22 protein-coding genes and 1 riboswitch are annotated in these 24,608 nt (G+C 52.6%); of the genes, 19 read left to right on the top strand and 3 right to left on the bottom strand.

The window, feature by feature from the left end; genetic code table 11:
- The first annotated feature begins 145 nt into the window (after positions 1-145).
- From ACLD72_RS09220 to ACLD72_RS09190, 7 genes are all read left to right on the top strand, one after another.
- Positions 146-2,512 carry an endonuclease MutS2 gene (locus ACLD72_RS09220; protein ID WP_411000335.1) on the top strand — a complete coding sequence of 789 codons (2,367 nt, stop codon included), beginning with the start codon at positions 146-148 and terminating at the stop codon, positions 2,510-2,512.
- 20 nt (positions 2,513-2,532) lie between these two features.
- Positions 2,533-2,949: a DUF350 domain-containing protein gene (locus ACLD72_RS09215; RefSeq protein ID WP_411000337.1), complete on the top strand. Its 417-nt coding sequence runs from the start codon at positions 2,533-2,535 to the stop codon at positions 2,947-2,949.
- 125 nt (positions 2,950-3,074) lie between these two features.
- Complete coding sequence (locus tag ACLD72_RS09210) at positions 3,075-3,722, top strand: hypothetical protein (protein ID WP_411000339.1); 648 nt, start codon at positions 3,075-3,077, stop codon at positions 3,720-3,722.
- 502 nt (positions 3,723-4,224) lie between these two features.
- Entirely contained in the window at positions 4,225-5,481 is a 1,257-nt protein-coding gene (locus ACLD72_RS09205; protein ID WP_411000341.1) for an MFS transporter, read from the top strand.
- Between the two features lie 180 nt (positions 5,482-5,661).
- Positions 5,662-6,162, top strand: a complete 501-nt coding sequence (locus tag ACLD72_RS09200) for an Lrp/AsnC family transcriptional regulator (protein WP_036624896.1) — start codon at positions 5,662-5,664, stop codon at positions 6,160-6,162.
- A 13-nt stretch (positions 6,163-6,175) separates the two neighbouring features.
- A complete protein-coding gene (locus tag ACLD72_RS09195) occupies positions 6,176-7,384 on the top strand; it encodes an aminotransferase class I/II-fold pyridoxal phosphate-dependent enzyme (RefSeq protein ID WP_411000343.1) in 1,209 nt (402 codons plus the stop codon).
- 196 nt (positions 7,385-7,580) lie between these two features.
- Positions 7,581-7,781: an aspartyl-phosphate phosphatase Spo0E family protein gene (locus ACLD72_RS09190; RefSeq protein ID WP_251597306.1), complete on the top strand. Its 201-nt coding sequence runs from the start codon at positions 7,581-7,583 to the stop codon at positions 7,779-7,781.
- A gap of 135 nt (positions 7,782-7,916) precedes the next feature.
- Here ACLD72_RS09190 and ACLD72_RS09185 read toward each other — a convergent pair whose 3' ends face one another.
- A complete protein-coding gene (locus ACLD72_RS09185) occupies positions 7,917-8,159 on the bottom strand; it encodes a hypothetical protein (RefSeq protein ID WP_411000345.1) in 243 nt (80 codons plus the stop codon).
- 216 nt (positions 8,160-8,375) lie between these two features.
- Between ACLD72_RS09185 and ACLD72_RS09180 the strand changes: the two genes are divergently transcribed.
- The 4 genes from ACLD72_RS09180 to ACLD72_RS09165 are packed head-to-tail and all read left to right on the top strand — an operon-like array spanning position 8,376 to position 11,168.
- Positions 8,376-8,945 carry a cob(I)yrinic acid a,c-diamide adenosyltransferase gene (locus ACLD72_RS09180; protein ID WP_411000347.1) on the top strand — a complete coding sequence of 190 codons (570 nt, stop codon included), beginning with the start codon at positions 8,376-8,378 and terminating at the stop codon, positions 8,943-8,945.
- Complete coding sequence (locus ACLD72_RS09175; protein ID WP_411000349.1) at positions 8,942-9,913, top strand: RluA family pseudouridine synthase; 972 nt, start codon at positions 8,942-8,944, stop codon at positions 9,911-9,913. The genes ACLD72_RS09180 and ACLD72_RS09175 overlap by 4 nt, the downstream gene beginning before the upstream one ends.
- Positions 9,910-10,272, top strand: a complete 363-nt coding sequence (locus ACLD72_RS09170) for an arsenate reductase family protein (RefSeq protein ID WP_411000351.1) — start codon at positions 9,910-9,912, stop codon at positions 10,270-10,272. The genes ACLD72_RS09175 and ACLD72_RS09170 overlap by 4 nt, the downstream gene beginning before the upstream one ends.
- A gap of 35 nt (positions 10,273-10,307) precedes the next feature.
- The gene (locus ACLD72_RS09165) at positions 10,308-11,168 is read left to right on the top strand and encodes a 5'-3' exonuclease H3TH domain-containing protein (RefSeq protein ID WP_411000353.1); all 861 of its coding nucleotides are present in this window, start codon (positions 10,308-10,310) and stop codon (positions 11,166-11,168) included.
- A 470-nt stretch (positions 11,169-11,638) separates the two neighbouring features.
- On the opposite strand, the gene ACLD72_RS09160 is transcribed toward ACLD72_RS09165, so the two are convergent.
- Positions 11,639-11,947 carry a DUF3055 domain-containing protein gene (locus ACLD72_RS09160; protein ID WP_458475718.1) on the bottom strand — a complete coding sequence of 103 codons (309 nt, stop codon included), beginning with the start codon at positions 11,945-11,947 and terminating at the stop codon, positions 11,639-11,641.
- 259 nt (positions 11,948-12,206) lie between these two features.
- On the opposite strand from ACLD72_RS09160, the gene ACLD72_RS09155 reads away from it, so the two are divergent.
- A complete protein-coding gene (locus tag ACLD72_RS09155; RefSeq protein ID WP_411000357.1) occupies positions 12,207-13,211 on the top strand; it encodes an HRDC domain-containing protein in 1,005 nt (334 codons plus the stop codon).
- A 301-nt stretch (positions 13,212-13,512) separates the two neighbouring features.
- On the opposite strand, the gene corA is transcribed toward ACLD72_RS09155, so the two are convergent.
- The gene (gene corA, locus ACLD72_RS09150; protein WP_251594680.1) at positions 13,513-14,448 is read right to left on the bottom strand and encodes a magnesium/cobalt transporter CorA; all 936 of its coding nucleotides are present in this window, start codon (positions 14,446-14,448) and stop codon (positions 13,513-13,515) included.
- A gap of 483 nt (positions 14,449-14,931) precedes the next feature.
- Positions 14,932-15,061, top strand: a riboswitch (SAM riboswitch).
- Between the two features lie 112 nt (positions 15,062-15,173).
- Here corA and metA point away from each other — a divergent pair.
- From metA to ACLD72_RS09115, 7 genes are all read left to right on the top strand, one after another.
- Positions 15,174-16,109 (top strand): homoserine O-acetyltransferase MetA, encoded by a 936-nt coding sequence (metA, locus tag ACLD72_RS09145; protein ID WP_411000359.1) that lies wholly within the window; start codon positions 15,174-15,176, stop codon positions 16,107-16,109.
- 16 nt (positions 16,110-16,125) lie between these two features.
- Positions 16,126-17,322 carry an aminotransferase class I/II-fold pyridoxal phosphate-dependent enzyme gene (locus tag ACLD72_RS09140; protein WP_411000362.1) on the top strand — a complete coding sequence of 399 codons (1,197 nt, stop codon included), beginning with the start codon at positions 16,126-16,128 and terminating at the stop codon, positions 17,320-17,322.
- Complete coding sequence (locus tag ACLD72_RS09135) at positions 17,315-18,505, top strand: trans-sulfuration enzyme family protein (RefSeq protein ID WP_411000364.1); 1,191 nt, start codon at positions 17,315-17,317, stop codon at positions 18,503-18,505. The genes ACLD72_RS09140 and ACLD72_RS09135 overlap by 8 nt, the downstream gene beginning before the upstream one ends.
- Before the next feature lie 431 nt (positions 18,506-18,936).
- A complete protein-coding gene (gene mqnC / locus ACLD72_RS09130) occupies positions 18,937-20,073 on the top strand; it encodes a cyclic dehypoxanthinyl futalosine synthase (RefSeq protein WP_411000366.1) in 1,137 nt (378 codons plus the stop codon).
- Positions 20,074-20,189: 116 nt separating this feature from the next.
- Positions 20,190-21,098, top strand: coding sequence for a putative sporulation protein YtxC (locus ACLD72_RS09125; RefSeq protein ID WP_411000368.1), 909 nt, complete (start codon positions 20,190-20,192; stop codon positions 21,096-21,098).
- A 573-nt stretch (positions 21,099-21,671) separates the two neighbouring features.
- Positions 21,672-23,609 carry a threonine--tRNA ligase gene (gene thrS / locus ACLD72_RS09120; RefSeq protein WP_251594670.1) on the top strand — a complete coding sequence of 646 codons (1,938 nt, stop codon included), beginning with the start codon at positions 21,672-21,674 and terminating at the stop codon, positions 23,607-23,609.
- 211 nt (positions 23,610-23,820) lie between these two features.
- Positions 23,821-24,501: a 3D domain-containing protein gene (locus tag ACLD72_RS09115; protein ID WP_411000370.1), complete on the top strand. Its 681-nt coding sequence runs from the start codon at positions 23,821-23,823 to the stop codon at positions 24,499-24,501.
- The last annotated feature ends 107 nt before the right edge of the window (positions 24,502-24,608 follow it).

Genomic DNA, 24,608 nt, shown 5'->3' with positions numbered 1-24,608 from the left:
TCCTTTTAAATGTAAGTACGTTTGGCTATACGTAATTATCATGTTCCGCAAGACGCTATCTTATGTGCACTCCTTTGCAAAATAGCGAAAAATGAGCGGTTTCGGTTATAATGGGATCATAGCCCGAGGGGAGTTGTGAACGTTCTTGGACGAAAAAATTTTAAAAACGATGGAATACCGAAAAATCATAGATCAGCTGATCCATTTTGCGCAAACGCCGATGGGGAAACAAGCTGCGGAGTCGCTTGCGCCCGTCAGCGACCTGGAGGACGTTAAACGGCTGCTGCAGGCGACAGATGAAGCGTTTAATGTGGACCGGCTTAAGGGGGCACCCGGTTTTGGCGGCATCGTCGACATCACGCCGGCGGTCAAGCGGGCTCGCATCGGCGGAACGCTGAATCCGCACGAGCTGTTTGGGATGGCGACGACGCTGGAGGGTTCCCGCAGGGTCAAAAAATACATTGCGGCAGTGCATGAGGAGCATGAGGTAGACCTGCTGTTTACGCTGAGCGATGGCTTAAGCGACCAGAAGCCGCTGGAGGACGCGATCAAACGCTGCATCGATGAAAGCGGCGAGGTGCTGGATTCCGCCAGCCCGGAATTGGCGCAAATCCGCCGCGAGCTGCGCGGAGGCGAGGTTCGCATCCGGGAGAAGCTGGAAGCGATGATCCGCTCCTCTTCCGTGGCCAAAATGCTGCAGGATCAGCTCATTACGATCCGCGGCGACCGGTTCGTCATTCCGGTGAAGGCCGAGTACCGGGCCCATTTCGGCGGTATCGTGCACGACCAATCGGGGTCGGGCGCTACGCTGTTTATCGAGCCCGAATCGATTGTGGCCATGAACAATAAGCTGCGGGAAACCCGGCTGAAGGAAGAGCGGGAAATTGAAGTGATCCTGCAGAAGCTGACAGCCGCGGCCGGAGAGCAGGCCGAGTTGCTGCTGTATGACTCCGATGTGTTGGGGCAGCTCGATTTTATTTTTGCCAAAGCCCGGTTGGCGCGGGAGATGAAAGGAACTTTGGCGCGAATGAACGACCGCGGTTTCCTGAAGCTCAAGAAAGGGCGTCATCCGCTCATTCCTGCCGACAAAGTCGTACCGATCGATGTGGAGCTCGGCAACCAATATACGACCATCATTGTGACCGGGCCTAATACCGGCGGGAAAACCGTCACTTTGAAGACGATCGGCTTGCTCAGCCTGATGGCGATGTCCGGCTTGTTCGTCCCGGCCGAGGAAGGCAGCCAGCTTTGTGTCTTCGACGCCATATATGCCGATATCGGGGACGAGCAGAGCATCGAGCAAAGCTTGAGTACGTTCTCCAGCCATATGACGAACATCATTTCTATTCTGTCGCAAATGACGCCGAAAAGCCTGGTGCTGCTTGACGAGCTTGGGGCAGGCACCGATCCGGCGGAAGGATCGGCGTTGGCCGTAGCGATTTTGGAGCATATTCACAGTTTGGGCTGCCGCATGGTGGCGACGACGCATTACAGCGAGCTGAAAGCTTACGCGTATGAGCGCAAGGGCGTCATCAACGCCAGCATGGAATTCGACGTCAATACGTTAAGCCCGACTTACCGTTTGCTGGTCGGCGTGCCCGGACGAAGCAACGCGTTTGCCATTGCCGAGCGGCTGGGGCTACCGGAGAGGATCCTGGATTATGCCCGCGGCGAAGTGAAGGAAGAAGACCTGCGGGTCGAAAACATGATCGCTTCCCTGGAGGAAAACCGGCTTGGCGCCGAGCAGGAGCGGGAGAACGCAGAGAAGCTGCGGCGCGAGCTGGAGGCTTTGCGCAGCCGTCATGCGGCGGAGCTGGAAAAGCTGGAGCGGCAAAAGGACAAACATCTCGAGAAGGCGGAGGCCGATGCATCGGCGATCATTGCCAAAGCGCGCGAAGAAGCCGAACGGATCATCGCCGATCTGCGCAAATTGGCGCTGGAGGAAGGAGCCGCCGTCAAGGAGCATAAGCTGATCGCGGCCCGCAAACAGCTGGATGAGGCCGAACCGCCGCGGCGGAAGAAAACCGCGGCCGAACGCAAGGCGGCCAAACCTCCTCGGCAAATCGAACCCGGCGATGAAGTGATGGTTTACAGCCTGAATCAAAAGGGCCACGTTGTGGAGCTTGCCGGCAGCAAGGAAGCCGTGGTCCAGCTCGGTATTATGAAGATGAAGGTGAGCCTGGACGACATGGAGCTGATCGCTTCGGCTCCGGCCAGCAAACCGGCGCAGCGCACGGTGACGAACGTCAAGCGGTCACGCGACGATCAGGTCCGCAGCGAGCTCGATTTGCGCGGAGCTAACCTGGAAGAAGCGCTCATTGAAGTCGACCGGTTTATCGATGAAGCGTACCTGGCCAATTTGGGCCAAATTTACATCATCCATGGCAAAGGCACCGGGGTATTGCGTACGGGAATCTCCGACTATTTGCGAAAACATAAGCATATCAAAAGCTACCGGCTCGGCAATTACGGCGAAGGCGGTACGGGAGTAACGGTTGCGGAGTTGAAATAACGTAAGAGGAGAGGGAGGACGTGAAGGAGAACATCGATCCGCTGCTGGAGCAGCCGCTGGGGCTTATGCTCGGTTATTTTTCCGTGGCGGTTGTGGAGTTGATCGTTTTTCTTTCCTGCTTTGAATCGTTGACCAAATACCGCTGCTGGCAGGAAATCAAGCGTGGGAATATGGCTGCTTCGCTGGCGACCGGCGGAAAAATTTTCGGGCTGTGCAACGTGATCCGGTTTGCGGCCAAGCAGCCGTCCATTTACGACTTTATGATTTGGTCATCGGTCGGCTCGCTGCTGCTTTTTGCCGCCTACCTGTTATTCCAGTTTTGGACGCCGGTGTTCCGGCTCGACCGGGAAATCGCCGAGGGCAATACGAGCGTCGGTTTTATTTCCTTGGTGGTGTCCGTTTCGGTGTCCTTCTTGATCGGAGCTTGTTTAGGTTAGTTTAGGGGGAGTAGACGGAAATGAAAAATCTGGTCCGGATCTTGTTTGTTGCGTCGATCCTGTTTTTGGCAGCCGGTATTATTTATTTATGGAACGCTTAATCCACATGGAAAGGACGAACATCGATGGAAACAACGATTTGCCCATGGTGTCAAACCGAAATCGTATGGGACGAAGAACTGGGACCGGAGGAAGAATGCCCCTATTGCCATAATGAACTAAAAGGCTACCGGACGCTCAGCATTGCCCTCGGCGGTGAAGAGGAGCTTGAGGACGAATACGAGGACCATCCTTTTGGCGATAGTAAGCATGGGCATCATCACGATCATGATCATGACCATGATGAACACGATCACGGCCATGACCACGATCATTATCACGGCCATGATCACGAGGATGAAGATGACTACTGGGACGACGAACAGGGCGGGCATCTCGGCGCAGTGCGCCGGCTGGAAGCCTTTACGGCCTCCGGCGGGGATTTGCTGGCGTACGAGACCGGCGTGGAAAAGCTGCTCGACCATCAAGAAGAGGTTCCGGAATGCCCGCACTGCCGGGAGTACATGATTTATGCCGGCCAGCAGGAGCTTGCGCCAGGCAGTCTGGACGCTCCGATTCCGGCCGGCCTGAAACGGCCTTTGCTGCAGGTGCCGGTCAAGCTGAACGTGTACATCTGCTCCGCCTGCTTCCATATCAGCCGCTTCTTATCCGAGGATGAGCGGATTTCCTTCATCCGCACGGTGAGCGGGGAAGAAGATGCATCTAACGAATAAAGGATTCGCCATGAAAAGACGCCGCTTAGGCGTCTTTTTCGCCTTTTTTTCAACTTATGCGGATTTGAATTCCAGCTTGGCTGAACCAATTGCAAAAGTGCATTTGATTTTCGAGATAGTGCTGATTTAAGGCGGCTGAAATGCAAAGTGCATCTGTTTTGGGTCTATTCGATAAAAAGTGGTTTATGACCGGAAATGAAGTGCACATTTGCATTTGAACCACCCATTTCGAGTAATTTCGACAGAAATCGCATGCCCTTTTGCATTTCGCTTGCGGGTGGCGGCATCGCTTGGATCAGCACGTTCCTAGTTTTAGCATACTTTCGGAGCTAAGCATAATCCGAATGGTACATTGCCTCGGGTCATCCATCAAAAAAGTCTCATGCTTCCCCCAGTTTTGGGCATCTTACAAAGTACGGTTCAAAAAAGGCCGGTTTCAGCACCGGACTTTTTGAACAACCTTTACAAGAGTAACTTTTTTGATGGCTGGAGGAACGAATTAATGAGTAAACACCGCAAACACCTGAACAGCCAATCCATGCTGCTTCTGGCGGTCAACGGACTGTTTGTGCTGGCCGGAGCCTTATCGGGGACATTTCTCAATGTGTACATTTGGAAGATGAAGCAGGATCTCCCCCTAATCGGATGGTTTACGTTTTCCCAGCAACTGGCGCTTGGCCTTACGTTTTGGATTGCCGGCAAATGGGTCAAGGAGCGCGACAAAATGATTTTTCTGCGGCTTGGCATCGTCGTATCCGGCTTGTTTTATTTGCTGGTGCTCTGGGCGGGGAAACACGCGGTCGATTACATCTGGCCGTTAGGTTTGCTGTACGGTACCGGATCAGGCTTGTTCTGGCTGGCCTTCAACGTCGTATATTTCGAAGTGACCGATGTGAAGACACGGGATTTGTTTAACGGTTGGGTAGGCGTCCTGGGATCGGTTATCGGCATTTTTGGACCCTGGATCTCCGGCTGGCTGATTACGGTCAAGCACGGGGTAGCGGGGTACCGGCTTATTTTTACAATTTCCCTTGTTGTATACGGCATTGGCATATTGCTTAGCTTTTGGCTTAAAAAAAGAAAACGGGGAGGTCCTTACGATTGGCTCGCTCCGGCGCGTAAATGGCAGCACGGCAGCCCATGGCGTCAAGCCGCTCCTGCGTCGGCGGCCCATGGTTTGCGCGAAGGGGTATTCACTTTCATTACCAATTTGCTCGTCTTTATCAGCACGTCGGCCGAATGGCGAATCGGGCAGTTTTCGTTGGTTACTTCGCTGGTATCGCTCGTCAGCTATTGGGCGGTCGGCAAATGGCTGAAGCTGAAATTCCGCTATTACGGGATGCTGATTGGCGCTGTATTGATTACGCTCGTCATCGGTCCGTTGCTGTGGAAGGTGAACTATGGCGCGTTGATGTTTATGGGCATCGGCACCTCCTTGTTTTTGCCCCTGTACCTCATCCCCGTCGTTTCTTCGGTATTCGATTTGATCGGAAATAGCCCGGAAAGCGTGGAGCGGCGCGTTGAGCTCGTCGTCCTGCGGGAGCTGAGCATCACGGTGGGGCGCCTGGCCGGAACGCTGCTGTTTATCGTTATTTATTCACTATATCCGCGTATGAGCACGATTACGTGGTTGATGTTCGGTTTGGGGGCGACGCCGATCCTAAGCTGGCTGGCGTTGCGCAAACAGCTGAAAAAGGCACCAACGCCTTCGGAGCCCGACGGCCGCCGCAAAAAAACAATCAAGCCCATTAGAGCCTAATGCCGAAAAAGGAAACGAAGACATCCATTTCACGCGTAACCGTCCAGTTCCGGGAAGCTCACCAGGTATGGACGGTTTTTCTATGCAGGAGCCTAAATTTCATGTAATATAAGTATTAAATTTAGATTCCGAATCACTGGATTGATGCGGTGAAGCGGAAGCATCGCTGGAGGATGAGGGATGAAACAACTAAGCGAATTGAAGCTGAAGGTGCTGGACCTCCTGAAAGAGGACGCCCGCCGTGATGCGAATCTGCTGGCGACCCTGATCGGGGTTCCGGTGGAGGAAGTGGCTGAAGCGATCAGGGAGCTGGAAGATGACCATGTGATCGTCAAATACGCGACGGTGATCAATTCCAGCAAGCTGGACGACGAGAAGGTAACGGCTTTGATTGAAGTCCAAATCACGCCCGAACGGGGACGCGGCTTTGAGGCGATCGCGGAGCGGGTGTATCTGTTCCCTCAGGTCAAATCCGTCTATTTGATGTCCGGCGCGTACGATTTGCTGGTCGAGGTGGAGGGCCGCAATCTGAAAGAGGTGGCCAGCTTCGTGTCGGAAAAGTTGTCGACGCTGGAGTCGGTGTTGTCAACCAAAACCCATTTTATTCTCAAAAAATACAAACAAGACGGCGTCATCTTCGAAGATCCGGAAGAAGACCGCCGTTTGATGATTTCTCCGTAAAGGAAGTAATGTTATGAGCGTTAATTCACAGCAAGCAGATCAGGCAGGACGAACGATGACTTCATATTTGGCTCCCCGGGTTCAGGAGATTCAGCCCTCCGGCATCCGCCGTTTTTTTGACCTGGCCAGCGGGAGCAAAGATATCATAACTTTAGGCGTGGGCGAGCCGGATTTTATTACACCTTGGCATGTACGGGAAGCTTGTGTCTATTCGCTGGAGCGCGGGTATACGAGTTATACGTCCAACGCCGGCACGCCTGAGCTCAGAGAAGCGATTGCGGAGTATTTATATTCCAGTTATGACGTCAAATATAATCCGAAGGATGAAATTCTCGTTACGGTAGGTGCAAGCGAAGCGATCGACCTCGCTCTGCGGGCGTTGATCGAACCGGGCGACGAGATTCTCGTGCCGGTTCCTTGTTATATCTCCTATTCGCCGATCGTTACGATCGGGGGAGGTATTCCGATAGAAATCGAAACCTACGCGGGCGACAATTTCAAGTTGAAGGCCGAGCATCTGAAGGCCAAAATCACGCCGAAGTCGAAGGTGCTGATTTTGAACTATCCGAGCAATCCGACGGGCGGGATTATGACGTACGAGGATTGGCTTCCGATCGCCAAAGTGGTGGAGGAGCACGATCTGATCGTTATTTCGGATGAGATCTACTCCGAGCTGACATACGGGGCCAAACACGTCAGCTTCGCTTCGATTCCGGGCATGAAGGATCGGACTATTCTGGTCAACGGTTTTTCCAAGGCGTTTGCCATGACCGGCTGGCGGATGGGATATGCCTGCGGCCATCCGGATTTAATATACGCCATGCTCAAAATTCACCAGTACACGGTGATGTGCGCCCCCGTCATGGGGCAGGTTGCGGCGTTGGAAGCCCTCCAAAACGGACTTGAGGAAAAAGACCAGATGGTCGAATCCTACAACCAGCGGCGCCGATTGATCGTTCAAGGGCTGCGGGACATTGGTCTGAGCTGCCATGAACCGCAGGGCGCGTTTTATGCCTTCCCGAGCATTGAATCGACGGGGCTGACGTCGGACGAATTCGCGCAGCGCCTGCTGCTCGAAGCCAAGGTTGCGGCGGTTCCAGGGAATGTGTTTGGGGCCGGAGGCGAAGGTTTCCTTCGCTGCTCCTATGCGACGGGAGTCAGCCAAATCAATGAGGCGCTGCATCGTATGGGCGAGTTCGTCCATAGGCTGAAGCAAGGCTAGAAGAAAATCCCTGAAGAAATGGTGTAATTAACATTTTTTTCATTTTTTAATTGATCTATGCCATTAGGACATGATATAATTCGAATTTGGAAGAAGGTTTTAGTTTTTCAGGGAGGGATTTCTTTTGCGCAGTGGTGGATACAACCTGCCATTCGATAACATGATAATCGCCGAAGGCAATGATACGAATCAATGGATGAACGGAGAAGATCGGCCGAATTCACCACAAGCTGTAACGTTAGAAGATGAAATTCATCTGCTGCGCAGTAAAATGGAGAAGATCTTTTTACAGGAGAAGTCCTTTACTTCGGATATTGTGATCGAAATCAGCAGTTTGCTCGATTTGAAAATTAACGAGTTTATGAAAACCCATAAAAGAACGAATAATAACGGTTAGCCGCTTGCGGCTTTGAAGGGGATCCCGGGGGATCTCCTTCTTTTGCTGTTTGGTATCCTAGAATGTACGTTGAGGGAAACCAGGCTGCCCTTAGAAACTGTTGCGAAAAACATAAGGACAAAAAATGTCGTTATTTCAGCGACGTCCGTCCATTTGAGTGATATAGAGGACATTTATGCCGTTATTTTCTCGAATCGCCAGTAAATGCCCGCAATCAGGACCATTCATGGAAAAATAAGAACATAAAATGCCGCTAATGGTGATGAACATGCCTGGCCCCGGATAATAAGAACATAAAATGGCGCTATTTGAAGGCCGGCCGGCGGTCTCGGTCGTTTCAGCAGCCGGTTGTCTAGCGCCGCTTTCTAGGTTGCCCATAAATTACCGCTGCTTTCGGCAACAGGGACTTCCGCGCCTAAAGTATGGGCTTCCCGCATGACCTCCGTTCTCCGGCGGTTTTTCTTGTGGTATCATGGAAGATGGCAAGTTCCGATAGAACGGCTGACCTAAATGCGAGACCTAAATGTGAGGCCTAAATGCGAGATCTAAATGCGAGACCTAAATGCGGCTCGAAGCGAAATGGGAGGGGTACCTATGCCAATATATACACGCACCGGAGACCAAGGGCAAACCTCGGTCATCGGGGGCAGGGTGGACAAAGATGACGACCGGATTGAAGCTTACGGAACGATCGACGAACTGAACAGCTTTGTCGGGATGGCAGCGAGCCTGGCCGGACCGGAGCTGTTTTCCGATTTGCGGGAACAACTGCTTGAGATTCAGCAGGAACTGTTCGACTGCGGTTCGGATCTGGCCTATGTCAAACTGTCCGAAAGACGATATAAAGTGGCGGCACAGCTGGCAGAGCGGTTGGAAACATGGATCGACCGGTACGAAGCGGAAAATCCGCCGCTGGAAAAGTTTATACTTCCGGGAGGAACCGAGCTGGCTTCGGCTTTGCACGTTTGCCGCACCGTCTGCCGCCGCGCGGAACGCCGGGCGGTCACGTTAAGCCGCCATACGGAAGTGAATCCGCATGTGCTAACCTACTTAAACCGGTTGTCCGATTATTACTTCGCGGCGGCCCGCGCCGCCAATGTCCGGCAGCACGTTTCCGACATCGAATACGCACGCGGCAGGAAGGTGTTCGGCAACAAGCCATGACCGAATATTACGATCCGATCAACTACCATGTTACCGAACGTGAGGACGGCTGGCAGGTTAAAAGCGTGCTGCAGCGCCGGCTGGGCGTATCCCGCAAATTGCTGTCCAAAATCAAACTGACGGAACGCGGGGTGTTGCTTAACGGCGAAAGAGTTTACATCAGCGTGCCGGTCAAAGCCGGCGATACGGTTTCTATCACCCTGGAAAAAGAAATATCGGAGGATATTTTGCCGGAGCCGCTGCCTTTTGATCTCGTTTATGAAGATGAGGCGCTGCTGGTCGTGAACAAGGGGGCCGGCGTGATCGTGCACCCGACTCATGGCCATTATACTGGAACGCTGGCCAACGGCGTTGTGCATTACTGGCAGGAAAAAGGCGAAAAGTTCCGGTTCCGCCCGGTGCACCGGCTGGATCAGGAAACGAGCGGACTCCTAGCGATCGCCAAAAACGCCTACGTACACCAGCATATCTCTGAGCAGTTGATCGCCGGGCAAGTGATCAAAAAATACACTGCGCTTGTGCACGGCTGTCCGGCGGAACCGGAGGGGATGATCGACGGGCCGATCGACCGCGATCCGGACGAGCCGCACCGGCGGATCGTTACGGAGAGCGGTTATCCGGCGCAAACCTTTTACAAGGTGCTTGATGGCCGGGAGACTGGCTCTCTCGTGGAGCTTCGGCTCGGAACGGGGAGAACGCATCAAATCCGCGTCCATATGACCTCGCTCGGCCATCCGCTGATCGGCGACAAGTTTTACCGGATGCCCGGGTTAGACCGCCTTGGGCCGGAGGAGCGCGAGGCGGTGCTGCGGTGGGATGAGGCGATCGGCAGGCAAGCGCTGCACGCCTCGGAACTTGGCTTTATCCATCCGCTGACGGGCGAGCCGGTCCATTTCACGTTGCCGCTGCCTGCGGATATGCAGGCGCTGTACGATCTTTTGCGTAACGGAAGGGGAAATTTATCATGAGCAAATTATTGGTTTATCAATATCCGCCATGCGGCACATGTCGCAAAGCGATTAAATCGCTGGAGTCCAAAGGCCACGAGCTTGACTTGCGGCACATCAAGGAGAACCCGCCAAGCGAAACCGAGCTGTCCGCGTTGGTGGAGCGGAGCGGCCTGGAATTGAAGAAGTTTTTTAATACGAGCGGCGAGGTTTATAAAGAATTGGGACTTAAGGACAAGTTGTCCGGCATGTCCAGGGAAGAGCAGATAACGCTGCTGTCTTCGAACGGCATGCTGATTAAGCGGCCGATCGTCACTGACGGAAAAACGGTCACGGTCGGGTACAAGGAAGAACAATACGAGCAAGTATGGGGCAAATAGCTCCATGCTTTTGAGGAAGGCGGTTTATATTTTTCATGAGCGAACATAAAATTCTTGTGGTTGACGGAATGGCCTTGCTTTTCAGAGCCTACTTTGCTCAGTCCTACAGTGCCAGACGTCTGGCGGACGGTACCCCGACCAATGCGATTTACGGATTCCTGCAATATCTGTTTGACGCGGTAAATACGTTTAACCCAACACACGTCCTATGCTGCTGGGATATGGGCAGCAAAACGTTCCGCAATGAGCTTCACTCGGATTATAAAGCGAATCGTCCCGAGGCTCCGGAAGACCTGGTGCCGCAGTTTTCTTTGGTCAAAGACATCGTAGCGGCGCTCGACATCCCCAATATCGGACTCGAAGGATACGAAGCGGATGACTGCATCGGCACGGTTTCCAACCGGCTGAGCCAGCTCGGCCATGTTTATATTCTTACCGGGGACCAGGATATGCTGCAGTTGGTGTCGGAACGCATTCATGTCGTGATCATGAAAAAGGGCCGGTCCAATTACGCGGTGTACGACTTGGATTTCTTAAAAGAGGACAAGGGAATTCAGCCGTTCCAGGTGATCGAGATGAAGGGTCTTACCGGCGACACCAGCGACAACTATCCCGGAGTGAAGGGGATCGGTGAAAAGACGGCGTTAAAATTGCTGGCCGAATACGAATCCATCGATGGGATTTTGGACAATTTGGAGCATTTGCCGAAGAGCGTTAAAGCCAAAATCGAGTCGGATTTGGACAACCTCCACCTGTCCAGAACGCTCGCCCGCATCAATATCGAGGTTCCGGTCGAATGCTCGCTGGAAGAATGCTTGTGGACGGTGAACCCTGACTCGGCAGCGGACTTATTTGAAAAATACCGGTTTACCTCTTTGTTGAAAATGATTGGTTAGAATCGAAGAGAAACGCTTGCAAGCCATCCCGTAACGGGATGGCTTTTTGACATATCAGAAAGTATAAAATTCCGAGGGAGGAGCAGAGGAAGCAGGGCGCTAAGGGACACCAGAGCCGTTATCTGAGGAAAAACGGAGGTTTGAAAAATGTAACGGACACAGATGCACTTATTTACTTCAAATCGGCCTGGATGAACTGGTATAGAGCGAAATAGGGTTGTTGGTGTCCGTTAGGCTGGGAAATACCGGGGAAATGGGCGGATAAGGTCACTGGTGTCCGTTACTAAAGGTGAATTTTCGGTAACATAAATTTGAAATTTTATGCAATTTACTTCCAACGGACATTTCCGGTCGGACCAGACTATAAAGCGGCAGGAAGCCGTGGTTCTGCTGTCCCGTCTGACCGGAATTTGGTTAATTCGTTAAGTTAAGAATTGTTTGACTTTTGAAAAGACGAAACTTTTGCGGCATCAGTCCGTGAAATAAGCGTCGCCAACCACCTGATACAGAAACGTGCGCATTTCTTCGGCTTCTTCTTCGTCCAGGCCGTAGACGTGTTCAAGGTAGCCTTCCTCATCCAAATCATCCGTGCCTAAGATGGCGGTTTTGCCGGATTGCAAATCCGTGACCAGCTTTTTGCCGTAAAAGCGGTTCGTTGTTGTGACGGCGAGATCGAACCGACGCAGCGAGCTCCCGATAAACGTGACGAAACGGGTCGAGGTATCCTCGGTGCTGTCGGAGAGAAAGTCCAAATCTTTATGCGGGTTCGGTTGGCTCATCATTTATGCCTCCTGTGGGTGTGGTTACATGTCTTTTTGGTTAATTATACAGGAAAAGCCGGACCGTTGGAAAAAGGAATAATCTTATTGACAGCGTTATCTATTGACAGTCTTGCTAAACATGGTATGATTAGGAATAACAGTATACGTCTGGAGGAAGCACCTCTCTTGCGATGACCGCAGGAGGGGTGCTTTTTTGCGTTCTGCCATAAACAGGCGGATTCCTCTGCGTAGCTGAAGTTAAAGGAGGAGAAAGCTTATGCGGATCGTATTTTTAAACAGTTTGGAGAAGAAAAGAAATGGCGCGTTGATGACCGAAGCCCAGGTTTGGATCGGCGAAGAGGAAGGGCAATGGCGGATGGGCTGGAACGAATTGACCGCGGACGGGGAGAAGGAGCATTTATGGTACGAGGGGGCTTCCTGGTCGGAAATGCTTCACGTTTACCGGCATCGCCTGGCGGTCAAGCTGGGGGAGGGGTTTCGCCCCGTCATGGAGGGAATCTGGGATGAAAAAGAGCGGCTGAGAGGGCGGGGAATGGCGGCTCAGAAATTGATTTGCTACAGCGAGCTGAACGCAAACGAACCATTGTATAACGAGCTTTGCGTATGGCGCAGAAAGAAGGCCGCTGCCGATCGGAAAGCGCCATATCTCATCGCGAGCAATCGGCTGCTCCGCATGATCAGCACATTTTTGCCGCATACGGCCGAGGAACTGCTGCAGCTTCCGGGCGTAGGCGAGAACAAAGCCGCCGAGTTTAGCGCCGAAGTGCTGGAAATTACGGAGAAAGCGGAGCGAACCCGTGATTTTCCGCTGGATTGGGTGGAGCGGGAGATCGACGATGAGACGTTCCGGTCCTGGCTTTACAAGCAGAAGGAAGTCAAGTTTCGCGCGGAGATGGAGAAATTCAGCGTTCGGCGCTCGTTGCTTGAGTCGCTGGCTACTGGTTCAAGCCTAAGCGACATGTGCTCCCGGGCCGGCATCGAGCGGAGGGAGGCGCTGGAACTGCTTGAATCGTTGGAAAAGGAAGGGTATGATACCGATTCCCTGGTGGATGCCGAACTGCAGGAGATGCCCGAAGAGGAGCAAATCGCGGTCTGGCAGGCGTACGAGGAACTGGGCGACGCTTTTCTTAAGCCAGTGCTCCAGAAGGTTTATGGCGCCGAAACACCTGAAGGAGCCAATCTCGATTTGCTCTACGAACGGCTGCGCCTGATCCGCCTCCGTTACCGCCGCCACCACGAAAGCGCCCGCCACGCGGGGTGACTGATTAGCTAAACAAAAAGCTCCGACTCGGCTGCATAGCCGGGTCGGAGTCACTCTCCAAAAAAAGCGGTGAAGTCCTTTGCCGCTTAATTATTGTCTATAGGTTGAAAAAAATTATATAGCAGTAGTAGGGCAAGAGGGGGAAATGATTCTGAAGAAACTCAAAGCTTTCTTTAAGAAAGCTACATCGGAAGCATATGCTTGGTCGCCTTTGCGACCGGATTTCTACAAAATTTGAATTTATACAATCATAGAAATCCGGGAACAACAGCGATCGTAAGAACATTTCACCCGTCTGCCCCTAAATCCAATCCCGCTTCCGGAAAATATAAAACATGCCCAAACCAAGCACGAGCATAATGCCCAAAACGATAAAATAGCCGTATTGCGAATGGATCTCCGGCATGTTGTCGAAGTTCATTCCGTAGATGCCGGTGATCAGCGTCAGCGGAATAAAAATCGTCGTAATCGCGGTAAAGACGCGCATGATTTCGTTGGCCCGGTTGGCGATGGCGGACTGGTAGGCCTCGCGCAAGTTGCCGACCAGCTCGCGGAAGGTATCGAAGTTTTCGGATATCTTCACGGCGTTTTCATAAATGTCGCTGAAATATTTTTGCAGTTGATCATCGATCAGCCGCAGATCTTTTTTATTTAAAATATTGATGACTTCTTTTTGCGGGCCAAGCACCTTTTTGAGCCACAAAATTTCGCTTCGCAGCCCGATGATTTCATTCAGGTGCGAACGTTTCGTATGCATGAGGATATCTTCCTCGAGCTTTTCGATCTTAACTTCGATCCGGTCGCCGACAACGAAATAATTGTCCACCACAAGGTCGATGAGCAGATACAGGAAACGGTCGGGTTCGCTGACTTCCTGTTCCCATAAAATCGGCTTGACCGCCCGCAGCTCGTTGATTTTCTGCTTGGTCACGGTAATGATGTAATGGCGTCCCAAAAAGATGTTCAGCGCCCGCAGAAAAATCTCTTCGTCATCATAACGGATGCTGTTCACTACAATAAAGTAATGGTTGTCGTATGTCTCGATTTTCGGACGCTGCTCCTCCTCGGTCAAGCAGTCCTCCACAGCCAAATCGTGCAACGAAAACAGCGGCTGCAGCAGCGCCAGATCGTCCACGTCCGCATCGATCCAATAGAAGCCTTCCTCCGGTGGGGTTGTCGTCAGTTCAACGTCTTCTACAGCAGTAAATACGCCTTCTTTAACATGACGGATTTTCATATGCCTTCACTCCCTTTCCCCTGGGCATAAATCCAGGGTTTGCTCTTGGTTGGAGCATAGGAAAGAGACCGCTGCATTCGGCCACACCGAAAGAGGCGTTTAACCAAACACCGGAAAACGGAAGTGCCCATCTCGGTCCTTGAGCACCCAGCTGATCGGTTTCCTATGCAATTGAAATTTCTGGGTTGTCCTCTGCGGACTCGGGTCGCCTTCCATTCTCGGTTTCACCTCGCAACTTTCAGAATTGAAACATTCAGTGCGCTTCAAGACCGAACGGCCTCTAAGCACTTGTCTAGTATAACGCCGCGATCGGAAATGTTTCAACCCAAAAGTATATTATGCTGCGTGATGAAAGCCGTACATGAAAAAACGGTGTGATTTTTCTCCTAAGTTCTTGACGGAAGACATCATTTACATTAAAGTGATTTCAAGGAGCAACGCTTCATGAAGGAACGCTCCAAACAACCAATTAAATACAGCGAAATCTTATCAAGAGCAGGTGGAGGGACTAGCCCGATGAAACCCGGCAACCGGCGATCTTTGATCGCAGCGGTGCTAATTCTTGCAGAATCGCCCGGCAAGTGATTGTTTGGCGGATTCTGAGAGATGAGAGAGGCGCATACTGGAACGTAATGACCTTTCTCCCGAGGAGAGAGGTCTTTCTTGTTATCGCCGGCTTTCGAATCGATATGATTTCCGACTAACTTTTAAAGGAGTGAACCCCTATGCCGATTAAAGTACCGGATCATCTGCCGGCCAAAGAAGTGCTGACCCACGAAAATATTTTCGTGATGGACGAAAGCCGGGCCTATCATCAGGACATCCGCCCCTTAAGGATCGCAATCCTGAACCTGATGCCGACCAAGGAAACGACCGAAACGCAAATTTTGCGTTTGCTGGGCAATACGCCGCTGCAGGTCGAATTCGTCTTGCTCCACCCGAGCTCCCACACCTCCAAAAATACTTCGGCCGAGCATTTGGAGATGTTTTACAAGACGTTCGACGAAATCAAATACCGCCGGTTCGACGGCATGATCGTTACGGGCGCTCCGGTGGAGCAGCTGGAATTCGAAGATGTGAATTACTGGGAAGAGCTCAAGGAAATTTTTGAATGGAGCAAAACCCACGTCACTTCCACCATGCACATTTGTTGGGCTTCCCAAGCCGGTCTTTACTATCATTACGGAGTACGGAAAATCCCGCTGCCGAAAAAATGCTTTGGCGTGTTCTCCCATACGGTCAGCGATCCGCACGTCAAACTGCTGCGCGGCTTCGACGAAATGTTCCTGGTCCCACATTCACGTCATACGGATGTGGAGCGTGCCGACATCGAACGGGTGCCCGAGCTGCAAATTTTGGCCGAATCCGAAGAAGCCGGAATCTACCTGGTGGCTACCCTGGACGGCAAACAGATTTTCGTGACCGGACATTCGGAATACGATCCCGATTCGCTCAAATGGGAGTATGAACGAGACGTAGCCAAAGGAATGGAGGTCGATCTGCCGGTCAATTATTTCCCGAAAGACGATCCTTCCCGTTCGCCGGTTTCGTCCTGGCGCGCCCATGCAAACTTATTATTTTCCAATTGGCTGAACTACTATGTGTATCAAGAAACACCGTATGATATCGATCAAGCGGCAGAAATTATGTATGAGATCTGAAGTGGAGGGATAACAGGTGGGAGAGAACAAAAATCAAGAGTGGCGCATCGAAAGCGTTTTGGCGCAAATCGGTTCCGTGGAGGAGCCGGTGACCGGGGCAGTGAATTACCCGATTTATCAGGCAACGGCTTTTCGGCATCCACGGCTCGGTCAAAGCACAGGTTTCGATTATGCCCGGACAAAAAGCCCGACCCGCAAAGTGTTGGAAGACGCGGCGGCCGTTTTGGAAGCGGGAGATGCGGGGTTTGCCTGTAGCTCCGGCATGGCGGCCCTGCAAACGATATTCACCCTGTTCGCCCAGGGCGATCATCTGATCGTATCGCTCGACTTGTACGGCGGAACTTACCGTCTGTTGGAACGGATCATGTCCAAATACGGCGTAACGGCTTCGTATGTGGACACGAACGACCTGGACGCGCTGGAAAGCGTTCGTAAGCCGAACACCAAAGCGGTGTTTATCGAAACGCCGACCAACCCGCTGATGATGGTGACCGACATCGAGACTGTCGCCAAATGGGCGCGTACGCACGGCTTGCTGACGATCGTGGATAATACGCTGCTTACGCCGTATTTTCAGCGGCCACTGGAGCTTGGAGCGGACATCGTGGTGCACAGCGCGACCAAATATTTGGGCGGGCACAACGATGTGCTGGCGGGGCTGATCGTCACCAAGGGCAAAGCGCTGTCCGAGGAAGTAGGATTTCTGCACAATTCCATCGGCGCGGTGCTGAGCCCGTCCGATTCCTATCAGCTGATGCGCGGCATGAAGACGCTGGCCCTGCGTATGGAACGCCATGAAAGCAACGCGCTGGCGATCGCCAAATACCTGCAAAGCCATCCGCAGGTGGCTGAAGTGTTTTATCCGGGGCTGGAGGATCATCCGGGATACGAAATTCAGAACAAGCAATCCAGCGGAAATACAGGGATATTCTCCTTTAAAGTGACGGACGCCCGCTATGTGGAGCCGGTGCTTCGCAACCTGCGGCTGATCGCCTTTGCGGAAAGCCTCGGCGGCGTTGAATCACTGATGACCTATCCCGCCGTGCAGACCCATGCCGACATTCCCGCTGAAATCCGCGAAGCGGTGGGTGTGGACGACCGTCTGCTACGGTTCTCGGTAGGCATTGAACACGCGGACGATTTGATCGCCGACTTGGGACAGGCGCTGGAAGCGGCGCGGATCGAAGTCGAAGGGGGACAAAAACATGAGTAATCAGGAGCATAACGAAGCAGCGGCTCAAACCGGGCATTTGGAGAAAAAGTTCGACACGAAGCTGATCCATTTCGGCAGCGAGGTCGACAGCACGACGGGTGCATCCAGCGTGCCGATTTATCAGGCTTCGACGTTTCACCATCATGATATTTTTAATCCTCCGCAGCATGACTACAGCCGGTCGGGCAACCCGACGCGGCAGGCGCTTGAGGATTATATCGCACTGCTGGAGGGCGGCGTTCGAGGCTTTGCCTTCTCCAGCGGGATGGCGGCGATTTCCACGACGTTTATGCTGCTGTCCGCCGGCGATCATATCATTGTGACGGAAGATGTGTACGGTGGTACATACCGGCTGCTGTCGAACATTTTGAGCCGGATGAACATCGAAACGACCTTCGTTGACATGACCCGGCCGGATGAGGTGAAGTCGGCCTTGAAGCCCAACACCAAAGCAGTATATATGGAAACGCCGTCGAACCCTACGCTGAAAATCACTGATATCGCGGAAATTTCCGCCTGGGCCCGTGAGCATGATTTGATCAGCATTGTCGACAACACGTTTATGACCCCGTATTACCAGCGGCCGATTGAGCTGGGAACCGATATCGTGCTGCACAGCGCGACCAAGTTTCTGGGCGGCCACAGCGACGTGCTGGCCGGTTTGGCGGTGGCCCGCACCGAGGAGCTGGGACAGCGCCTCAAATTCCTGCAAAACGGCATGGGCACCGTGCTCGGAGCGTCGGATTCCTGGCTGCTGATGCGAGGGATGAAAACGCTTGGCGCCCGCATGGCCCACAGCGAAATCAGCGCCCGGAAGCTGGCCGATTGGCTGAGCAAACGCAGCGATATCGATGCTGTCTTTTATCCCGGCCTGCCGGATCACCCCGGCCGGGAGATCCAGGAGAAGCAGTCGGCCGGCTATGGCGCAGTCGTCTCGTTTGACGTCGGCTCCGGCGAGCGGGCGAAACGGCTGCTGAGCGAAGTGAAGCTGCCGATTGTCGCCGTCAGCCTCGGCGCCGTCGAGAGCATTCTATCGTATCCAGCGATGATGTCCCACGCCTCGATGCCGCAGGAAGTGCGCAGCGAGCGCGGGATTACCGACGGCCTGCTGCGGTATTCCGTCGGGCTCGAAGATATCGGCGACCTGATCGCCGACTTAGGCCGCGCCCTTCAGCGCAGCTGATTCATTTGCCGCCCCCGGTCATCCTGGCCGGGGGCGTTCCATAGAAATCCGGGCAGGGATCCCACGGAATGCAAAAGTGCATGCGGTTTTCGTCGAAATTCCTCGAAACAGGTGGTTCAAATGCAAATGTGCAGGCGATTTCCGTCATATCGGACCCAATCGCTTCCAAGGTTGATTTTCAACTGCACTTTTACATCTCATTGGGCAAATTTACCGATTTTAGCCTTTTTCAAATGCACTTTTGCATTTGATTTGCAGTTGATTTATTCTTGATCCCACAAGGCCATCCTTCTTCCCCATCATTCCTCCGACCAGGCACTCGCTCAATAACGATGCTGTTTTTCTGCCCATGATTATGTTACGATTAATCCATAATGTTTAATTTTTCACGATTTTATTTATCTTATTTTTAATTGCAGGGAGGCAGTGGCATGACTGCGATCGACGATATATTAAACAAGGCGCTTCAGGGCGGACGGCTGGATTTGGAAGACACGATCCGTCTGTTCGAATCCGATGAAGTGGAAAAAATGGGGCACACGGCCAACATTCTAATGGAGCGGAAGCACCCCGAACCGGTGACCACCTTCGTCATCGGGCGGAACGTCAACTACACGAATATTTGCGACGTGTACTGCCGTTTTTGCGCGTTTTACCGCCGTCCGGGCTCGGAGGAAGGATATGTTCTGCCGGATGAAGTGATCTTTCAAAAAATCCAGGAAACAATCGATGTCGGCGGCACGGAAATCCTGATGCAAGGCGGAACGAACCCGAATCTGCCGTTCAGCTATTATACGGACCTGCTGAAAGGGATCAAGCAGCGGTTTCCGAACATCACGATGCATTCCTTCTCCCCGGCGGAGATCATGAAAATGAAAGAAGTGTCGGACGGCCTGTCGCTCGAACAGGTGATCCGCGAGATTCATGCTGCGGGCCTCGATTCGCTGCCCGGCGGCGGCGCGGAAATTTTGGACGACCGGACCCGCCGCAAAATCAGCCGGCTGAAAGGCTCCTGGAGAGACTGGATGGACGTTATGCAGACGGCGCATAAAATCGGCATGAACACGACCGCGACGATGGTTATCGGGTTCGGCGAATCGATGGAGGAGCGGGCGCTTCACCTGCTGCGCGTGCGCGAGGCGCAGGACGAGTGCATTCAAAACGGCTACCCGTCGGAAGGCTTCCTGGCATTCATTCCATGGACGTTCCAGCCGGACAACACGAATTTGAAGGCCGAGAGACAAACGCCGGAATCGTACCTGAAAACGGTGGCGATCAGCCGGATCGTGCTCGACAATATCAAAAACCTGCAGTCTTCCTGGGTGACGATGGGTCCCGAAGTCGGGAAGCTGTCGCTGCAATACGGCTGCAACGATTTCGGCAGCACGATGATCGAAGAGAATGTTGTGTCGTCCGCAGGCGCAACCTACAAAGTCAACATCGGAACGATATTGCAAATTATCCGCGAGGCCGGAAAAATTCCTGCGCAGCGCAATACGAAATACGAAATTTTGCGGATGTTTGACGGAGAAGCCGCGATCGAACGCGATTTTATTATGCAAAATTAATCCGCTTAAGCTGGAAGACAGCTGGCAAAACTGCCTTTCATTCCATGAACCTATTCCGTATATCCGTTTCCTTCCCGCCATATACTTGGAGAAGGAAGCGGAAGGGGGACAGGTTCATGGATTTTTTTACGATACGGGTCAAAGCCGATGAGGCCGAAACGCAAAACCGGTTCGCCGGTTACTTGCATGATGCCGTAAGCAGTCTGCATTCCCCGAAGGCCGTGCTCACGCTGAGCGTGGTTTCGGGCGGAACGTTGGAGGCTGTAGTCAACCTGCCGGGAGCGGCGGGAGAAAACAAACCGGAACGACTGATCGACCTTTTATCGCTGGGATTAGCCAAATATGTCGTGTATGTGAAAGAGGACGAACTTCTCGGGCGGATTTTAAACCGGGAATATGAGTGGACTTCACGCGAAGAAATGGAGATCGTGAAAGACATCTGCCGCGAACTGTTGGAGCAGCCCAAAGACGGAGCAAAGACCTGCTCTACGGAAAGGCGGGTTCAGATGGTTTACGATGCGCTGCGGCAATATCTGCAAAGCGAAAAACATCTGCACCTTGACGGATTTGCCGCCTTCCGGCTGAAGGAGTACGAGGCCAGTCTGCGGGAAGCCACCGAATTGGCGGTCGATGAGTATTTGCTTGATAAGCAATACGAGGAATTTATTAGTTTGCTGCAGTATTTTGTTTATTTTCAGGAACCGCTGACGCCGCTGGTTCATTTGATGCATAAACAAGGACATGAATTCGCGATTTTAAACGAGCAATTTTCGCCGATTCAACTTCCGTCCTCCGGCGGAGTCATCGCCCGAATCGCCGATCAGGAAATGGAAATGGAGGACGTTATCGTCAGCACGCTGATTTCGCTTTCCCCGGACCGCATTCTGATTCATACGCAGGATCCCGGAGCCCAGGTGATTGAAACCTTGTCTAAAATTTTTGGCGAACGCGTGGAAATTTGCCTTCTCTGTCCGCAGTGCAAGATGTTTCACCGTGAGGTCCGCCGCCTAGACCAAGGCACTTAAAATAGAGGTAGTCATCTTTTGATCACGAAGCAGGACAAGAAGCTTAATCGACATCGAATCTTGAATTCAGCCGGGCCTTCCGTTGCTCACGTACCCAAAACGTACGCTCCGCTACTCAGTCCCTGGCTTCATCCAACCTTCTCGGTGCTGAAAATCTGACTTTTTGAACTCGCATTTAAAGGGGTACCCGGTAAAATCTTGACGAGCCGGCGGCGATAGCATTATAATTACTTTCAGGTTTAAAAGCGTTGACAAAGACATGAACCAAGATGCCTGACGGTGCAGAGAGAGGGAACGCGGGCTGGAAGTCCCTCCGGTTTCGGTTTTGGTTTACCCCTTTATAGCTGCGTTCCCGAACCCGAAAGGGGATTTTCGGTACTAAGGAATGCCGGTTCATTGCCGTTACCCAATGCCGAATTAAGGGCTTATCGCCGCGGGCTGATGCTGCGGAATAAGCCGAATGAGGGTGGAACCACGGGTATAACGCTCGTCCCTTTACCGGGACGGGCGTTTTTTGATTTGTCCGTTTCCGGAAGACCTTTAAACTATTTTCGAAATAGGGAGGAAACGAACATGGCAGTATCCATTTCTTTGCCGGACGGGTCGGTCCGGGAGTACGCGGAAGGAAGCAGTTTGGAGGATGTGGCTGCTTCGATCAGCAGCGGGCTGCGCAAAAATGCACTGGCCGGGAAATTAAACGGCGTGGCGGTCGACCTGAGTGCCAAGCTGATTGATGGAGCCAAGGTGGAAATCATCACAGGGGACTCCAAAGAAGGTCTGGAGATTATGCGACACAGCACCGCGCATTTGATGGCACAAGCGGTAAAACGGCTGTTCGGCAGCAAAGAGGTGAAGCTCGGGGTCGGTCCAGTCATTGAGGACGGTTTCTATTACGATATGGATTTAGAGCATCCGCTGAATCCGGAGGATTTGCAGAAAATCGAAAAAGAGATGGAGCGCATCATCGGTGAAAACCTGCCGATTTCCCGGCGCGAAGTCAGCCGCGAAGAAGCGTTGGCGATTTTCACCGAACTGGGCGATCCGTACAAGCTGGAACTGATTCGCGATTTAGCGGAAGACAGCGTCATCTCGATTTATGATCAGGGTGAGTTTTTCGACCTGTGCCGGGGGCCGCACGTGCCTTCGACGGGGAAAATCAAAGTGTTTAAGCTGCTGAGCGTTGCCGGGGCCTACTGGCGTGGCAACAGCAACAACAAAATGCTGCAGCGCATTTACGGTACCGCGTTCATGAAAAAAGCGGAGCTCGAAGAGCATCTGCATTTCCTGGAAGAAGCCAAAAAAAGAGATCACCGCAAGCTAGGCAAAGAGCTGAACATCTTTACATTCAACAATCTGGTTGGCCAGGGGTTGCCGATTTGGCTGCCGAAAGGGGCCACTTTGCGCCGGACGCTGGAGCGGTATATTGTCGATCTTGAAGAACGTCTCGGATACCAGCACGTATATACTCCGGTCATGGGTAATGTCGAATTGTACAAAACCTCCGGGCACTGGGAGCATTACCAGGAAGACATGTTCCCGAAAATGGTATTGGATACGGAGGAGTTCGTACTTCGTCCGATGAACTGTCCTCACCATATGATGGTTTATAAAAGCGAAATGCACAGCTACCGCGACTTGCCGATTCGGATCGCCGAGCTGGGCCTGATGCACCGCTATGAAATGTCGGGCGCGCTGACCGGGTTGCATCGCGTTCGGGCTATGACGCTGAACGATTCGCATATCTTCTGTCGTCCCGACCAGATCAAAGACGAATTTGCGCGAGTTATTCATTTGATCCAACAAGTCTACGAAGATTTTGGAATCAAGGAATACCGTTTCCGGCTGTCTTATCGGGATCCGGCCGACACCGAGAAATACTTCCCGGACGACGAGATGTGGGAAATGTCCCAACGTATGCTGCGCGAGGTTGTGGAATCGCTGGGGCTTCCTTTCTTTGAAGCCGAAGGCGAAGCGGCGTTCTATGGACCGAAGCTGGATGTGCAGATCAAGACGGCGTTGGGCAAGGAAGAAACGCTGTCGACTTGTCAGCTTGACTTCCTGCTGCCGCAGCGTTTTGAGCTCGAGTATGTCGGCGATGACGGGCAAAAACACCGCCCGGTCGTTATTCACCGCGGTATTATCAGTACGATGGAACGGTTTACGGCCTTCCTGCTTGAGAACTTTGCCGGTAACCTGCCGCTGTGGCTGTCGCCGGTGCAGGCGAAAGTCATTCCGGTATCCGGTAACTTTGACGCGTACGCCCGCCAAGTGGAAGACAAGCTGCGCGCCGCCGGCATCCGGGCGGAAAGCGACCTGCGCAACGAGAAGCTAGGGTACAAAATCCGCGAGGCCCAGCTCGAGAAGCTGCCGTACATGTTCATCGTCGGTGAAAACGAGCAGAGCGGCGGCACCGTATCGGTGCGTAAACGCGGCGAAGGCGACCTGGGCGCCAAAGCTCTTGATGAAGTAATCGCCGAACTGCAGAACGAAATCCGCAACCATACGATATAATAGAGGGCGGCTTTTCAGCACCGAGAAGGTTGGATGAAGCCAGGGCCTGAGTAGCGGAGCGTAGGTGGATCCTACGTGAGCAACGGAAGGCCCGGCTGAATTCAAGATTCGATGCCGAATAAACTTCATGAATTTACGTCGTGATCAAAAGCCGCTCACGTATAAATTGAGGCGCATGTGGAAAACCTTCGACTAAGGGGGAGGTTTTCTCATGCGCCAATTTAATATCTGGCAACATATCGGCAAGTGCTTGATGCTAGGGGTGCTGTTGACCGTTACGCTCGCCGCGGATGTTTCGCCGCGGGGGATTACCGGGCTCAATCAGGCGGTATATCAACACCGGAATGATGCGCGATGGCTGGAAGCTAGATTTTTCCGGACACCCGCTAATTTGCAAAACCAGGCTTTTCACAACCGAAATACATTAAACATGCAAAAAACCGAAGCGAAGCCCGAACCCAAGAAAAAGACCGTTAAAACAATCAAAGTTCTGGCTACCGGATATACAGCAGGCTATGAATCCACGGGTAAAAAGCCAAGCCACCCGCAGTACGGCATTACGTATTCGGGAGTCAAGGTACGACGGGATAAGGATACGGTATCGACCATTGCGGCTGATCTGAAGGTGTTCCCGATCGGCACCATTTTGTATATTCCGGGCTACGGGTACGGCGTCGTCGCGGATAAAGGCTCCGCCATCAAAGGAAAAAAAATCGATTTGTATTTCGATACAACGAAGCAGGTATATAAAGAATGGGGCAAGAAGGAAGTCGAAGTGCAGATCGTCCGGGAAGGCAACGGCAAACTGACGGAAGCGATGCTGAAAGAGCTTGGCAAAGCGATGGAAGTGAGCAAGGAAATTCCGGAAGATTTGTGGGACAAGGCTATTTAATGATGAATTAACAATTTGCTCCAGGCCGCATATTTTACCTCGCCGGTCGCATAATAACCGATGTGGTCATCCTTCACGAGACCGCATCGCAGCTGGCGGTGACAGAC

Source organism: Paenibacillus lacisediminis (assembly GCF_046567315.2).
This window is presented reverse-complemented; position numbering and strand designations above follow the sequence as displayed.

Excerpts from the sequence above, each read along its gene's own strand:
- ACLD72_RS09165 (WP_411000353.1), top strand. The coding sequence starts at position 10,308 with ATGAGCGAACATAAAATTCTTGTGGTTGACGGAATGGCCTTGCTTTTC.
- ACLD72_RS09155 (WP_411000357.1), top strand. The coding sequence starts at position 12,207 with ATGCGGATCGTATTTTTAAACAGTTTGGAGAAGAAAAGAAATGGCGCG.
- ACLD72_RS09200 (WP_036624896.1), top strand. The coding sequence starts at position 5,662 with ATGAAACAACTAAGCGAATTGAAGCTGAAGGTGCTGGACCTCCTGAAA.
- ACLD72_RS09135 (WP_411000364.1), top strand. The coding sequence starts at position 17,315 with ATGAGTAATCAGGAGCATAACGAAGCAGCGGCTCAAACCGGGCATTTG.
- ACLD72_RS09210 (WP_411000339.1), top strand. The coding sequence starts at position 3,075 with ATGGAAACAACGATTTGCCCATGGTGTCAAACCGAAATCGTATGGGAC.
- ACLD72_RS09205 (WP_411000341.1), top strand. The coding sequence starts at position 4,225 with ATGAGTAAACACCGCAAACACCTGAACAGCCAATCCATGCTGCTTCTG.
- ACLD72_RS09190 (WP_251597306.1), top strand. The coding sequence starts at position 7,581 with ATGAACGGAGAAGATCGGCCGAATTCACCACAAGCTGTAACGTTAGAA.
- thrS (WP_251594670.1), top strand. The coding sequence starts at position 21,672 with ATGGCAGTATCCATTTCTTTGCCGGACGGGTCGGTCCGGGAGTACGCG.
- ACLD72_RS09185 (WP_411000345.1), bottom strand. The coding sequence starts at position 8,159 with ATGGGCAACCTAGAAAGCGGCGCTAGACAACCGGCTGCTGAAACGACC.
- ACLD72_RS09170 (WP_411000351.1), top strand. The coding sequence starts at position 9,910 with ATGAGCAAATTATTGGTTTATCAATATCCGCCATGCGGCACATGTCGC.
- ACLD72_RS09175 (WP_411000349.1), top strand. The coding sequence starts at position 8,942 with ATGACCGAATATTACGATCCGATCAACTACCATGTTACCGAACGTGAG.
- mqnC (WP_411000366.1), top strand. The coding sequence starts at position 18,937 with ATGACTGCGATCGACGATATATTAAACAAGGCGCTTCAGGGCGGACGG.
- metA (WP_411000359.1), top strand. The coding sequence starts at position 15,174 with ATGCCGATTAAAGTACCGGATCATCTGCCGGCCAAAGAAGTGCTGACC.
- corA (WP_251594680.1), bottom strand. The coding sequence starts at position 14,448 with ATGAAAATCCGTCATGTTAAAGAAGGCGTATTTACTGCTGTAGAAGAC.
- ACLD72_RS09160 (WP_458475718.1), bottom strand. The coding sequence starts at position 11,947 with ATGAGCCAACCGAACCCGCATAAAGATTTGGACTTTCTCTCCGACAGC.
- ACLD72_RS09125 (WP_411000368.1), top strand. The coding sequence starts at position 20,190 with ATGGATTTTTTTACGATACGGGTCAAAGCCGATGAGGCCGAAACGCAA.
- ACLD72_RS09115 (WP_411000370.1), top strand. The coding sequence starts at position 23,821 with ATGCGCCAATTTAATATCTGGCAACATATCGGCAAGTGCTTGATGCTA.
- ACLD72_RS09180 (WP_411000347.1), top strand. The coding sequence starts at position 8,376 with ATGCCAATATATACACGCACCGGAGACCAAGGGCAAACCTCGGTCATC.
- ACLD72_RS09195 (WP_411000343.1), top strand. The coding sequence starts at position 6,176 with ATGAGCGTTAATTCACAGCAAGCAGATCAGGCAGGACGAACGATGACT.